This window comes from Leclercia sp. UBA2479 (assembly GCF_002341985.1).
GTDB classification, from domain to species: Bacteria; Pseudomonadota; Gammaproteobacteria; order Enterobacterales; family Enterobacteriaceae; genus Enterobacter; species Enterobacter pneumoniae.
The window spans coordinates 1-12,582 of sequence record NZ_DDPB01000012.1 but is presented as its reverse complement, the minus strand read 5'-3'; the positions used below and the strand labels follow the sequence as shown (position 1 = coordinate 12,582).

The following is a 12,582-nucleotide window of genomic DNA, read 5'->3' as shown; positions in this document are numbered from 1 at the left end:
TCGGGTTATCAGCCCGCGACAGCAATACGCTTCATGTCGGTCATGTAGCCACGCAGTTTCTGGCCCACTTTCTCGATCTCGTGGCTGCGAATCGCTTCGTTCACATCACGCAGCTGGGCGTTATCTACCGCGCCTTCGGTAATCGCTTTGCCCAGATCCCCTGTCTGCAGGGTAGTCATAAACTCTTTCAGCAGCGGTACGCAGGCGTAGGAGAACAGATAGTTACCGTACTCGGCGGTATCAGAGATAACCACGTTCATTTCGTACAGACGCTTACGGGCAATGGTGTTCGCAATCAACGGCAGTTCGTGCAGCGATTCATAGTACGCTGACTCTTCGATGATGCCGGAATCCACCATGGTTTCGAACGCCAGTTCAACGCCCGCTTTCACCATCGCGATCATCAGAACGCCTTTATCGAAGTACTCTTGCTCGCTGATTTTACCCTCGAACTGTGCAGCGGTTTCAAAGGCAGTTTTACCGGTCTCTTCGCGCCAGGTCAGCAGGTTTTTATCGTCGTTTGCCCAGTCGGCCATCATGCCGGAAGAGAACTCACCGGAGATGATGTCGTCCATATGTTTCTGGAACAGCGGTGCCATAATGGTTTTCAGCTGTTCAGACAGCGCATAAGCACGCAGTTTTGCCGGGTTAGACAGACGGTCCATCATCAGGGTGATACCGCCCTGTTTCAGCGCTTCGGTGATGGTTTCCCAGCCGAACTGAATCAGTTTCTCAGCGTATGCCGGGTCAGTACCCTCTTCCACCAGCTTGTCGAAGCAGAGCAGAGAGCCGGCCTGCAGCATGCCGCACAGAATGGTCTGCTCACCCATCAGGTCAGATTTCACTTCTGCAACGAAGGAGGACTCCAGAACGCCCGCACGGTGGCCGCCGGTGGCCGCTGCCCATGCCTTGGCAATCGCCATGCCTTCGCCTTTCGGATCGTTTTCCGGGTGAACCGCGATCAGCGTCGGTACGCCGAAACCACGCTTGTACTCTTCACGTACTTCGGTACCCGGGCACTTCGGTGCCACCATCACGACGGTGATATCTTTACGGATCTGCTCGCCCACTTCCACGATGTTGAAGCCGTGGGAGTAACCCAGCGCTGCGCCATCTTTCATCAGCGGCTGCACGGAACGCACTACGTCGGAGTGCTGTTTGTCTGGCGTCAGGTTAACCACCAGATCCGCCTGCGGGATCAGCTCTTCGTAGGTACCCACTTTGAAGCCATTTTCGGTCGCTTTACGCCAGGAGGCACGCTTCTCAGCAATCGCTTCTTTACGCAGGGCGTAGGAGATATCCAGACCGGAGTCACGCATGTTCAGACCCTGGTTCAGGCCCTGTGCGCCACAGCCGACGATGACCACTTTTTTACCCTGAAGGTAGCTCGCGCCATCAGCAAATTCATCGCGCGCCATGAAGCGGCATTTGCCCAGCTGCGCCAGCTGTTGGCGCAGATTCAGTGTATTAAAGTAGTTAGCCATGGGTGATACCTCGTGATGTTGTGTGTCTTATTGTTCGGTTCGCTGTTCAGCGAGAATGTACCCACATTACAACAGGAAATTTATTGCGGAAATTGATATATTCACAACGTCACGTTGCAATATCTGCAATGTAAAAAGGGCGGGTGAAATCAATGGATTTACGCGATCTGAAAATGTTTCTCCATCTGGCGGAAAGCCGCCACTTTGGCCGCAGCGCGCGGGCGATGCACGTCAGCCCCTCCACGCTCTCGCGCCAGATCCAGCGTCTGGAGGAGGATCTCGGCCAGCCGCTGTTTGTACGCGATAATCGCACCGTTACGCTCACGGAAGCGGGCGAAGAGTTGCGCGTTTTTGCTCAGCAGACGTTATTACAGTATCAGCAACTGCGACACACCATCGATCAGCAGGGCCCGTCACTTTCGGGCGAACTCCATATTTTCTGTTCTGTGACCGCGGCTTACAGTCATCTGCCCCCCATTCTGGATCGCTTTCGCGCTGAACACCCTTCGGTAGAGATCAAACTCACCACCGGCGATGCGGCCGATGCGATGGAAAAAGTGGTGACCCGTGAGGCCGATCTGGCGATCGCCGGCAAACCGGAAACCCTGCCGGGCGCGGTGGCATTCTCAATGCTTGAGAACCTGGCCGTGGTGTTGATTGCACCGGCGCTGCCGTGTCCGGTGCGAAATCAGGTATCGGTGGAAAAACCCGACTGGTCAACGGTGCCGTTTATCATGGCCGACCAGGGGCCAGTGCGTCGTCGCATCGAACTCTGGTTCCGTCGGCAAAAAATCAGCAATCCGTCGATTTACGCCACGGTGGGCGGCCACGAGGCAATGGTCTCAATGGTGGCATTAGGCTGCGGCGTGGCGCTGCTGCCGGAAGTGGTGCTGGAGAACAGCCCGGAGCCGGTGCGCAACCGCGTGATGATTCTCGAACGCAGTGATGAAAAAACGCCGTTCGAACTTGGCGTGTGCGCACAAAAAAAGCGGCTGCATGAGCCGCTTATTGATGCGTTCTGGAAATTACTGCCGGGCAGTTAACCCGCCAGGAAGAAGCGGAACGCCGGGTTATGGGTCTCGTCATGACAGTCATAACCCAGTTCGTTCAGACGGGTTTCGAAATCCGGCTCGTGCTCGCCCAGTTCAAACGCCGCCAGCACGCGGCCATAGTCGGTGCCATGGCTGCGGTAGTGGAATAGCGAAATGTTCCAGTGCGTGCCCAGCGTATGCAGGAACTTCAGCAACGCGCCGGGCGATTCCGGGAATTCGAAACTGTACAGACGCTCCTGCAGCGGCTTCGATGGACGCCCGCCCACCATGTAGCGCACGTGCAGCTTGGCCATTTCATCGTCAGAAAGATCCACTACGCTGTAGCCACCTTCGTGCAACAGGTTGAGGATCTCTTTGCGCTCCTCCAGACCCCGGCTCAGGCGAACACCAACAAAAATGCAGGCGTCTTTCGCATCGGCAAAACGGTAGTTAAACTCCGTCACCGCACGGCCACCCAGCAGCTGGCAGAACTTGAGGAAGCTCCCCTGCTCTTCCGGAATGGTCACCGCCAGTAACGCTTCACGCTGCTCACCCAGCTCGCAGCGTTCGGAAACGTAGCGCAGACCGTGGAAGTTGACGTTAGCGCCCGAGAGCACGTGAGCCAGACGTTCCCCGCGAATGTTGTGCTGCGCGATGTATTTTTTCATTCCCGCCAGCGCCAGCGCGCCGGACGGCTCCGCCACAGCGCGAACGTCCTCGAACAGATCTTTCATCGCCGCGCAGATAGCGTCGCTATCAACCGTGACGATATCGTCGAGATATTCCTGACAGAGACGGAACGTTTCATCGCCAATGCGTTTGACGGCCACCCCCTCGGCAAACAGCCCGACCCGCGGCAGGTCAACCGGATGTCCGACCTCCAGCGCCGCTTTCAGGCAGGCCGAGTCTTCCGCTTCAACGGCAATCACTTTGATCTGTGGCATTAGCTGTTTGATTAGCACCGCTACGCCTGCCGCAAGTCCGCCACCGCCTACCGGCACGAAGACGCGGTCGAGGTGGGCATCCTGCTGCAAAAGCTCAAGCGCCAGCGTACCCTGCCCGGCAATCACCATCGGATGGTCGAACGGCGGGACCCAGGTAAAACCCTGCTGTTGTGCCAGCTCAATCGCTTTGGCTTTCGCTTCATCGAAATTCGCACCGTGCAGCAACACCTCGCCACCAAAGCCACGTACGGCATCGACTTTGATGTCAGCCGTTGCCACAGGCATCACAATCAAGGCTTTCAAACCCAGACGCGCCGCAGAGAACGCAACCCCCTGGGCATGGTTACCCGCCGAAGCGGTGATCACACCACGCGCTTTTTGCTCTTCGGTTAGCCCGGCCATCATGGCGTAAGCGCCCCGCAGCTTAAAGCTGTGCACCGGCTGCCGATCTTCACGCTTCACCAGAATCACGTTATCGAGGCGCGAAGAGATCTTTTCCATCTTCTGCAGCGGCGTGACCTGCGCGGCTTCATAGACCGGTGCGCGTAGCACCGCCCGGAGATATTCCGCCCCCTCGGGGGCGGCAGACAGGGGTTGTGAGTCGGCCATCATTACCCCCCGAGTTTCGATTTATCGCGCACTGCGCCTTTATCTGCACTGGTGGCCAGGGTCGCGTAAGCACGCAGAGCAAAGGAGACTTCGCGTTGACGATCTTTCGGCGTCCAGGCTTTCTCACCGCGAGCTTCTTGCGCTTCACGGCGTGCAGCAATCTCCTGATCGCTCAGCTTCAGTTGAATACCGCGGTTCGGGATGTCGATTTCAATCAGATCGCCATCTTCAATGATCGCGATGTTGCCGCCGCTTGCCGCTTCTGGTGACACGTGGCCGATAGAGAGCCCTGACGTCCCGCCGGAGAAACGACCGTCGGTGATCAGCGCGCAGGCTTTGCCAAGCCCCATGGATTTCAGGAAGGTGGTTGGGTAGAGCATCTCCTGCATACCCGGACCGCCTTTTGGCCCTTCGTAACGGATAACGACCACGTCGCCTTCTACGACTTTGCCACCGAGGATAGCGTCTACTGCCTCGTCCTGGCTTTCGTAGACTTTGGCAGGGCCGGTAAATTTAAGGATGCTGTCGTCCACGCCTGCGGTTTTTACGATACAGCCGTTTTCTGCAAAGTTACCGTAGAGCACCGCGAGCCCACCATCTTTGCTGTAGGCGTGCTCCAGCGAGCGGATACAGCCTTCTGCGCGATCGTCATCCAGCGTATCCCAGCGGCAATCCTGCGAGAAGGCCTGCGTGGTACGGATACCCGCCGGCCCTGCGCGGAACATCTTTTTCACCGCCTCATCTTTGGTCAGCATCACGTCGTACTGTTCCAGCGCCTCTGGCAGCGTCAGCCCCAACACGTTTTTCACGTCGCGGTTCATTAACCCGGCGCGATCCAGCTCGCCGAGGATACCGAGAACCCCGCCCGCGCGGTGGACGTCTTCCATATGGTATTTCTGAGTACTTGGCGCCACTTTACACAGCTGTGGCACTTTGCGGGAAAGCTTGTCGATATCGCTCATGGTGAAGTCGATTTCGGCTTCCTGTGCGGCAGCCAGCAGGTGCAGAACGGTGTTAGTGGAGCCACCCATGGCGATATCGAGCGTCATGGCATTTTCAAACGCCGCTTTACTGGCGATGTTGCGCGGCAGTGCGCTGGCGTCGTCCTGCTCGTAGTAGCGTTTAGTCAGCTCAACGATACGTGAACCCGCATTAAGGAACAGCTGTTTACGATCGGCGTGGGTCGCCAGCAGCGAGCCGTTACCCGGCTGGGACAGGCCAAGCGCTTCGGTCAGACAGTTCATGGAGTTCGCGGTGAACATACCTGAACAGGAGCCACAGGTCGGACAGGCCGAACGTTCTACCTGATCGCTCTGCTCGTCAGAGACTTTCGGGTCCGCACCCTGAATCATGGCATCAACAAGGTCAAGCTTGATGATTTTGTCGGAAAGCTTGGTTTTACCGGCTTCCATTGGGCCGCCAGAGACGAAGATCACTGGAATATTCAGGCGCAGGGAGGCCATCAGCATCCCTGGGGTGATTTTGTCACAGTTAGAGATACAGACCATGGCGTCGGCACAGTGGGCATTCACCATGTACTCAACCGAGTCGGCAATCAGCTCACGCGACGGCAGTGAATAGAGCATGCCCCCGTGGCCCATCGCGATACCGTCATCGACGGCGATGGTATTGAACTCTTTCGCCACACCGCCCGCAGCTTCGATCTGTTCGGCGACCAGTTTACCGAGATCGCGCAGGTGTACGTGACCCGGAACGAACTGGGTAAAAGAGTTCACCACGGCGATAATCGGTTTTCCAAAATCGGCGTCGGTCATCCCGGTGGCGCGCCACAGCGCGCGGGCACCAGCCATGTTGCGGCCGTGGGTGGTGGTGGCGGAACGATACTTAGGCATGCTTTATTTACTCCCGTCTATCTTGTAAATGGGACGGTGCGTGCCGTCCCATAGTGATGCTTATGGATTAACCTGATCCAACCAACCGTATTTATCTTCTGTTTCGCCGGTGAAGAGACCAAAGAACGCTTCCTGAATACGCTTGGTCACCGGACCACGGCGGCCTTCGCCAACCTGGATCCCGTCAACGCTGCGTACTGGTGTAATTTCTGCGGCGGTACCGGACATAAATATTTCATCCGCCAGGTACAGGGATTCACGAGAGAGAACCTGCTCACGAACCTCGATCCCCAAATCCTGCGCCAGCTTGATAATGGCATCGCGGGTGATACCCGGCAGTGCCGAAGAGGTAAATGGCGGCGTGAAAAGAATACCGTCTTTCACTTCAAACAGGTTTTCGCCAGCGCCTTCGGAGATGTAGCCGTTCACATCCAGTGCGATCCCTTCCTGGTAACCGTGGCGACGCGCTTCGCTGCCTACCAGCAGAGAGGAGAGGTAATTGCCGCCCGCTTTGGCCGCGGTCGGAATGGTGTTAGGTGCGACACGATTCCATGAGGAGACCATGGCATCGATCCCCTGCTCTAGCGCTTCTGCGCCCAGGTAAGCTCCCCAAGGGAACGCCGCGATGATCACATCAGTGGTATAGCCGGCCGGCGGGTTCACGCCCATGCCCACATCACCTACAAATACCAGCGGGCGGATGTAGGCGCTGGTCAGGTTGTTTTTACGCAGAACCGCGCGGCAAGCTTCCATCAGCTCATCAACGCTTTGAGAAACAGGGAATCGATAGATTTTGGCTGAATCACGCAGACGCTGCATATGTTCGCGATGGCGGAACACCACTGGACCTTTGTGTGAGTCATAGCAGCGGATACCTTCAAACACAGAGGTACCGTAGTGCAACGCGTGGGACATCACGTGGACCTTCGCGTCCTCCCAGCGAATCATCTCACCATTGGACCAAATGTAATCAGCTTTTTTCGTGGTCATTTTTCTTCCTATTGCGCTCAGGCGCGGATTTGTTGCGATGTGGTTGTGCTCTGGCAGATGGCGACATGCGCGACGTCGACCAGTTTACTTAGCTGGCTAAACAGTAATTCGACAGGCCGTGGACTGGCAACGGTCAATTCGATATTTATGTTCTGTGCATCCGTTGCGGTTTCCATATTCATCGAGCATATCTGAAAGCCCCGATGGCGAACCACGCGTAAAACACGTTCTAACGTTTCCGGGTTGAAGCGAGCCTGCACGGCGACCTGATGTTGCATCATGATAATTTCTCCAGCATTTGTGAGTTACTGGCGCCAGGCGGCACCAACGGCCAGACATTCTCAAGCTCGTCGATTGAGACATGAAGCAGGTACGGCCCTTTGCAGGACAACATGGTGTCGAGCGCCGCTTCAACCTGGTCTTTACGGGTGATGTGCTGGCCTGGAATGCCAAACGCGCTGGCCAGAACAAGGAAATCGGGATTGTCGGTAAGGGTCGTTTCGCTGTAGCGCTCCTGGAAGAAGAGCTGCTGCCACTGGCGGACCATGCCTAAACGCTGATTATCAAGCAGTACGATCTTGACCGGTAACTGCTTACGTTTCACCGTGCCCAACTCCTGCACGTTCATCATGAACGAGCCATCACCGGAGATGCAGATAACAGTATCGTCTGGACGTGCGACCTGTGCGCCAACGGCAGCGGGCAGACCGAAGCCCATCGTGCCTAATCCACTCGAAGTGATGAAATTCTCCGGGCGAGTGTATGTCATATGCTGGGCCGACCACATTTGATGCTGACCGACATCCGTCGTCACTACGCTGTCTGCTGGCTTGCGATCCGACAGCTGTTTTAACAGCAGAGGGGCATAAATGGCGTCGCCGGGATGGTCGTAACGCCAGGCGTGCTCACAGCGCATATCCGCTGCATGCTGGCGCCACGCGTCGATATTGAGCGGTTGTTGCAACGCCGGTAACAGGGCATTGAGGTCGCCCTGCAAAGCAACGTGCGCCTGACGCAGTTTGTTCATCTCTGCCGGATCGATATCCATATGAATCACTTTGGCATTAGGGGCGAAAGTATTCAGTTTGCCGGTAACACGGTCGTCAAAACGGGCCCCTACAGCGATGAGCAGGTCACACTCTTGCACCGCCAGATTCGCCGCTTTGGTACCGTGCATGCCCAACATGCCGAGATAGTACGGATTATCTGCATCGACAGCGCCCAATCCTTTCAGCGTACAGGTGGCCGGCATTTGCGTAACGGCGAGAAACTCACGCAGCGCGGGAACCGCCTGTGCCATGCCGACCCCGCCGCCGACGTAGAGCATCGGTTTTTGCGCCTGAGCCAACATGTGAAAGGCCTCTTTCACTTCGGCGTGTGGGAAAACATCGGCGCTTTCAACGGTGGAGAAATGCGGTTCCAGATCGCCCAGGGCCACCTGGATATCTTTCGGGATATCGACCAGAACCGGCCCAGGTCGACCCGAGTTTGCCACTTCAAAGGCTTCAGCCATCACGCGCGGCAACTCTTCCAGGGACTGAACAAGGAAACTGTGTTTGGTGCAAGCCAGCGATAACCCGAGCACATCCACTTCCTGGAAGGCGTCGGTACCGATGAAGGGAGAAGCAACCTGACCGGTGATAGCAACAACGGGAACGGAGTCGAGCAGCGCATCGGCCAGGCCGGTGATCAGGTTGGTTGCACCAGGCCCCGACGTTGCCATGCAAACACCGGTTTTTCCGGTAGAGCGGGCGTAACCAATAGCCGCCATCGCTGCTCCCTGCTCGTGTCGGCACAACAGATGTTCCACGCCGCCGTCATACAACGCATCGTAAATCGGCATAATTGCACCACCCGGGTAACCGAAAACGGTCTCGACTCCCTGTGCACGCAACGCATGTACTACCCACTGTGCCCCATTCATAGTTACTTCCCCGTCGTAAATCGGGAGAAACAGAATTTTATGCTGAAACCCATAATCTGCTCCTCACTTATATTTTTTGGCCATAAAAAAACCCCCGGACCTTTCGGTGCGGGGGTCTTAGTTCGTTAAGGCTTGATTTTTAAGCCTTTCCTCGTCCAAGTGCAGCCCCGCACGGTGGGATAATAATCACCACCACGCTAATCACGACCAGGCTAATCACTCGTAGAAGGGTTGTCATTTTTAGTTCTTTAAGCTTCTTGTTCGAAGGAATACCTAAAGAGTTATCACAGATTTGCTCGGTATCACAAGATTTTTTTATTACGCTATTTTTTGTACGCCAACGAATTTAGTTAAAAATCATTGTTTTTTATCACAAAAATAGAAAATGAATTATTTTCATTTTTTTGACCAAATTTCGTTTAAAAAGAAAAAATGATGACTTTTTGCGGCGGCTGTTCCAGTGCATTGCAAGCATTGCATCCACGTAAAGAAAATTACGAATCTTGCGCGCAAAGAGAGCAATCATCCGTAATTTGGCAGCGATCGTAATGGCATAGTGCACCTTTAAGGAGGGTGTCTATGTCATTGTCGGTTGTTTACACGCGTGCGGCGTTAGGGGTAAAAGCGCCGCTCATTTCTGTTGAAGTGCATTTGAGTAATGGGCTTCCGGGGCTGACCCTGGTGGGTCTACCGGAAACCACCGTTAAGGAGGCCAGAGACCGGGTACGCAGCGCGATTATCAACAGCGGTTATACCTTTCCGGCAAAGAAAATTACCATCAACCTCGCCCCTGCGGATTTACCCAAAGAGGGAGGGCGATACGATTTACCTATCGCTATTGCGCTTCTCACTGCGTCTGAGCAGCTCTCTGCACCACGTCTGGGTCATTACGAGTTTGTGGGTGAACTGGCCCTTACAGGCGCGTTGAGAGGGGTTCCAGGTGCAATATCCGGTGCAATCGCAGCGCTGAATGCTGGTCGGGAGATCATCGTCGCTACCGATAATGCAGCAGAAGTCAGTCTTATCGAGCAGAAAGGCTGCCTGGTCGCGGGGCATTTACAGGAGGTCTGCGCCTTCCTGGAAGGGAAACATCAGCTGGCCGAGCCCGAGCCGGTGCCCTTTTCCACCGAGCCTGAATCAAATGATATCAATGATATTATTGGCCAGGAGCATGGCAAGCGCGCCCTCGAGATCACCGCGGCTGGCTCTCATAATCTCTTGCTCATTGGTCCTCCGGGTACAGGAAAGACCATGCTTGCCAGTCGGCTGAATGGACTGTTACCGCCGCTGAGTAATCATGAAGCTCTGGAAAGCGCAGCGATTATTAGTCTCGTCAATGCCAGCTCTCTGCATAAGCAGTGGCGTATGCGCCCGTTCCGCGCACCACATCATAGCGCCTCGCTGGCGGCCATGGTGGGAGGTGGTTCTATTCCGGCTCCCGGCGAGATTTCGCTGGCTCACAATGGCATTCTTTTTCTGGATGAGCTGCCAGAGTTTGAGCGACGGGTGCTTGATGCCCTGCGAGAGCCTATTGAGTCAGGCCAGATCAATATCTCCCGCACGCGCGCAAAGATAGCGTATCCGGCCCGTTTTCAGCTGATTGCAGCGATGAATCCCAGTCCGACCGGACACTATCAGGGTCAACACAATCGCTGCACGCCAGAGCAGACGTTGCGCTATCTGTCGCGGCTGTCCGGCCCTTTTCTCGACAGGTTTGATTTATCTCTGGAGATCCCTCTGCCGCCGCCAGGGCTGCTTTGCCAGATGCAGAAAACGGGAGAGGACAGCGCGACCGTGCGGAAAAGGGTCATGGCGGCACAGGGCACGCAAATGGCGCGTCAAAACAAACTCAACGCCCATCTTGATAACGCCGAGATACGCCGGTTTTGTCAGCTGGAAGCAGAAGATGCAAAATGGCTGGAGGAGACGCTTACTCGCTTCGGTCTTTCCGTTCGGGCCTGGCAGCGCCTGCTGAAGGTCGCACGCACGATTGCCGATCTGGAGAAATGTTTGAATATTGAACGAAGGCATCTGCAGGAAGCGCTGGGCTATCGCGCCATCGACAGATTATTACAGCACTTACAAAAGATGCTGACCTAAAAAAGGGGCCGTAGCCCCTCTCATTTAGTCGTCTGAATCAGTGTAATCTTCTGCACCTTCCATCTGTGGCTTGCCACCAGACAGGGTGTGGAAACGCTTAGGACGCTTAATACGTGCCATGTACTTGATCCATACACGTTCCGCTTCTGTTACAGGCTCGCGCTCGCCACGACATACGGCAACGAACAGCGTCTCTTCTTCAGTCGCAGGTTCACGTTTTCCCAGATCCAACTCGTTAAAAGCATAACCATGGCGCTCAAGCAGTTGTGCCTCTTTGATGGTGAAATCACCATGACGAGAAAATCCGCGTGGATAATTTTTGTTGTCGAAAAAACGATTAATAGTCGTAAAGCTTTCCGCCATCCTACACGCTCCTATATCTTTGGCCGAGCTATTTATGGCGCGGAGTATTAGTTACGCTTGACAGAGTGTAAAACAAAACATTTAAATCATAACGACAAATTATTTTGCGGAGAAAACCGTGGATACGGAATTGCTAAAAACTTTTCTCGAAGTGAGCAGAACGCGACACTTCGGTCGCGCCGCTGAAGCGCTTTACCTGACTCAGTCGGCCGTCAGCTTTCGTATTCGACAGCTTGAAAACCAATTGGGCGTCAATCTGTTCACTCGTCATCGCAATAACATTCGCCTGACGACGGCAGGAGAGAAGTTACTGCCCTATGCTGAGACGTTGATGAATACCTGGCAGGCTGCGCGTAAAGAAGTCGCGCATACGTCGCGGCATAACGAGTTCTCTATTGGTGCCAGCGCTTCACTGTGGGAGTGTATGTTAAGTCCGTGGCTTAACCGTCTCTATCGTTCACATGGTCACCTACAATTTGAGGCGCGCATTGCGCAACGGCAGTCTTTGGTTAAGCAACTCCATGAAAGACAGCTGGATCTGCTTATCACCACCGAAGCACCGAAAATGGACGAATTTAGCAGCCAAATACTTGGTCAGTTCACGCTGGCGCTTTACGCCTCTGAACCTGCGGTCATGAAAAGCGACCTGAATTACCTGCGATTAGAGTGGGGGCCGGACTTTCAGCAACATGAAGCAGGGTTGATCACTGCCGAAGACGTGCCTCTTCTGACGACCAGTTCGGCAGAAATCGCCTGTCAGCAACTCGCACTGCTGAAAGGCTGCACCTGGTTGCCGCAACGATGGGCAAGTACCAAAGCGGGGTTACATACAGTGGCCGATTCGGCGACGCTTCAGCGTCCGCTATATGCTATTTGGCTACAAAATAGCGATAAGCAAGGGCAGATAAAAGATCTTCTAAAAATCAACGTGATGGACTAATGAATCGGGTTAGCAAGGATGCTAATGAGAGACTGTGTTGAGGGGAAGTGGAGGATTCGCAGGCAAAAAAAAATCCTTTGCCGTAGCAAAGGATTCTTATATGGCAGGGGCGGAGAGACTCGAACTCGCGACACCCGGTTTTGGAGACCGGTGCTCTACCAACTGAGCTACGCCCCTAAATTTTCTTACCATTAAGCCTGCTTATAAAGCAGGCTTAATTTGAATAAGTGGCGGAACGGACGGGACTCGAACCCGCGACCCCCTGCGTGACAGGCAGGTATTCTAACCGACTGAACTACCGCTCCACCGTATTCTTTTTGTAACCACCGGGTTAGTGCACCGGC

General features: G+C 54.9%; 11 protein-coding genes and 2 tRNA genes. 3 read left to right on the top strand and 10 right to left on the bottom strand.

Features of this window, described 5'->3' with window-relative positions:
- Positions 1–8 precede the first annotated feature (8 nt).
- The gene (gene ilvC, locus B3B59_RS17440; protein ID WP_046886624.1) at positions 9–1,484 is read right to left on the bottom strand and encodes a ketol-acid reductoisomerase; all 1,476 of its coding nucleotides are present in this window, start codon (positions 1,482–1,484) and stop codon (positions 9–11) included.
- Positions 1,485–1,636: 152 nt separating this feature from the next.
- Between ilvC and ilvY the strand changes: the two genes are divergently transcribed.
- The gene (gene ilvY, locus B3B59_RS17435; protein ID WP_040078066.1) at positions 1,637–2,527 is read left to right on the top strand and encodes an HTH-type transcriptional activator IlvY; all 891 of its coding nucleotides are present in this window, start codon (positions 1,637–1,639) and stop codon (positions 2,525–2,527) included.
- Here the strand turns inward: ilvY and ilvA are convergent.
- From ilvA to ilvL, 6 genes are all read right to left on the bottom strand, one after another.
- A complete protein-coding gene (gene ilvA / locus B3B59_RS17430; RefSeq protein ID WP_286809625.1) occupies positions 2,524–4,068 on the bottom strand; it encodes a threonine ammonia-lyase, biosynthetic in 1,545 nt (514 codons plus the stop codon). The two genes, ilvY and ilvA, sit on opposite strands and share 4 nt — an antisense overlap.
- Positions 4,069–4,070: 2 nt before the next feature.
- The gene (gene ilvD / locus B3B59_RS17425) at positions 4,071–5,921 is read right to left on the bottom strand and encodes a dihydroxy-acid dehydratase (RefSeq protein ID WP_233804489.1); all 1,851 of its coding nucleotides are present in this window, start codon (positions 5,919–5,921) and stop codon (positions 4,071–4,073) included.
- Between the two features lie 60 nt (positions 5,922–5,981).
- Entirely contained in the window at positions 5,982–6,911 is a 930-nt protein-coding gene (locus B3B59_RS17420) for a branched-chain amino acid transaminase (protein WP_040078063.1), read from the bottom strand.
- A 17-nt stretch (positions 6,912–6,928) separates the two neighbouring features.
- Positions 6,929–7,192 carry an acetolactate synthase 2 small subunit gene (ilvM, locus tag B3B59_RS17415; protein WP_040078062.1) on the bottom strand — a complete coding sequence of 88 codons (264 nt, stop codon included), beginning with the start codon at positions 7,190–7,192 and terminating at the stop codon, positions 6,929–6,931.
- On the bottom strand, positions 7,189–8,835 hold the full coding sequence (ilvG, locus tag B3B59_RS17410) for an acetolactate synthase 2 catalytic subunit (protein ID WP_046886626.1): 1,647 nt from the start codon (positions 8,833–8,835) through the stop codon (positions 7,189–7,191). Before ilvG ends, ilvM begins: the two co-directional genes overlap by 4 nt.
- Positions 8,836–8,974: 139 nt before the next feature.
- Positions 8,975–9,073 (bottom strand): ilv operon leader peptide, encoded by a 99-nt coding sequence (gene ilvL / locus B3B59_RS17405; protein WP_040090233.1) that lies wholly within the window; start codon positions 9,071–9,073, stop codon positions 8,975–8,977.
- Positions 9,074–9,414: 341 nt separating this feature from the next.
- On the opposite strand from ilvL, the gene B3B59_RS17400 reads away from it, so the two are divergent.
- Entirely contained in the window at positions 9,415–10,935 is a 1,521-nt protein-coding gene (locus B3B59_RS17400) for a YifB family Mg chelatase-like AAA ATPase (RefSeq protein ID WP_212478628.1), read from the top strand.
- 24 nt (positions 10,936–10,959) lie between these two features.
- Here the strand turns inward: B3B59_RS17400 and B3B59_RS17395 are convergent, their stop codons facing one another.
- Positions 10,960–11,298 (bottom strand): DUF413 domain-containing protein, encoded by a 339-nt coding sequence (locus B3B59_RS17395; protein ID WP_040078058.1) that lies wholly within the window; start codon positions 11,296–11,298, stop codon positions 10,960–10,962.
- Between the two features lie 88 nt (positions 11,299–11,386).
- Between B3B59_RS17395 and hdfR the strand changes: the two genes are divergently transcribed.
- Positions 11,387–12,238, top strand: a complete 852-nt coding sequence (gene hdfR / locus B3B59_RS17390) for an HTH-type transcriptional regulator HdfR (RefSeq protein ID WP_172657828.1) — start codon at positions 11,387–11,389, stop codon at positions 12,236–12,238.
- A gap of 101 nt (positions 12,239–12,339) precedes the next feature.
- Here hdfR and B3B59_RS17385 read toward each other — a convergent pair.
- Positions 12,340–12,415, bottom strand: a tRNA-Trp gene (locus tag B3B59_RS17385).
- A 51-nt stretch (positions 12,416–12,466) separates the two neighbouring features.
- Positions 12,467–12,543, bottom strand: a tRNA-Asp gene (locus B3B59_RS17380).
- Positions 12,544–12,582: the final 39 nt, after the last annotated feature.

What these genes read in the sequence shown, in the direction of transcription:
- ilvC (WP_046886624.1), bottom strand. Translation starts at nt 1,484, where the DNA reads ATGGCTAACTACTTTAATACACTGAATCTGCGCCAACAGCTGGCGCAG.
- ilvY (WP_040078066.1), top strand. Translation starts at nt 1,637, where the DNA reads ATGGATTTACGCGATCTGAAAATGTTTCTCCATCTGGCGGAAAGCCGC.
- ilvA (WP_286809625.1), bottom strand. Translation starts at nt 4,068, where the DNA reads ATGGCCGACTCACAACCCCTGTCTGCCGCCCCCGAGGGGGCGGAATAT.
- ilvD (WP_233804489.1), bottom strand. Translation starts at nt 5,921, where the DNA reads ATGCCTAAGTATCGTTCCGCCACCACCACCCACGGCCGCAACATGGCT.
- B3B59_RS17420 (WP_040078063.1), bottom strand. Translation starts at nt 6,911, where the DNA reads ATGACCACGAAAAAAGCTGATTACATTTGGTCCAATGGTGAGATGATT.
- ilvM (WP_040078062.1), bottom strand. Translation starts at nt 7,192, where the DNA reads ATGATGCAACATCAGGTCGCCGTGCAGGCTCGCTTCAACCCGGAAACG.
- ilvG (WP_046886626.1), bottom strand. Translation starts at nt 8,835, where the DNA reads ATGAATGGGGCACAGTGGGTAGTACATGCGTTGCGTGCACAGGGAGTC.
- ilvL (WP_040090233.1), bottom strand. Translation starts at nt 9,073, where the DNA reads ATGACAACCCTTCTACGAGTGATTAGCCTGGTCGTGATTAGCGTGGTG.
- B3B59_RS17400 (WP_212478628.1), top strand. Translation starts at nt 9,415, where the DNA reads ATGTCATTGTCGGTTGTTTACACGCGTGCGGCGTTAGGGGTAAAAGCG.
- B3B59_RS17395 (WP_040078058.1), bottom strand. Translation starts at nt 11,298, where the DNA reads ATGGCGGAAAGCTTTACGACTATTAATCGTTTTTTCGACAACAAAAAT.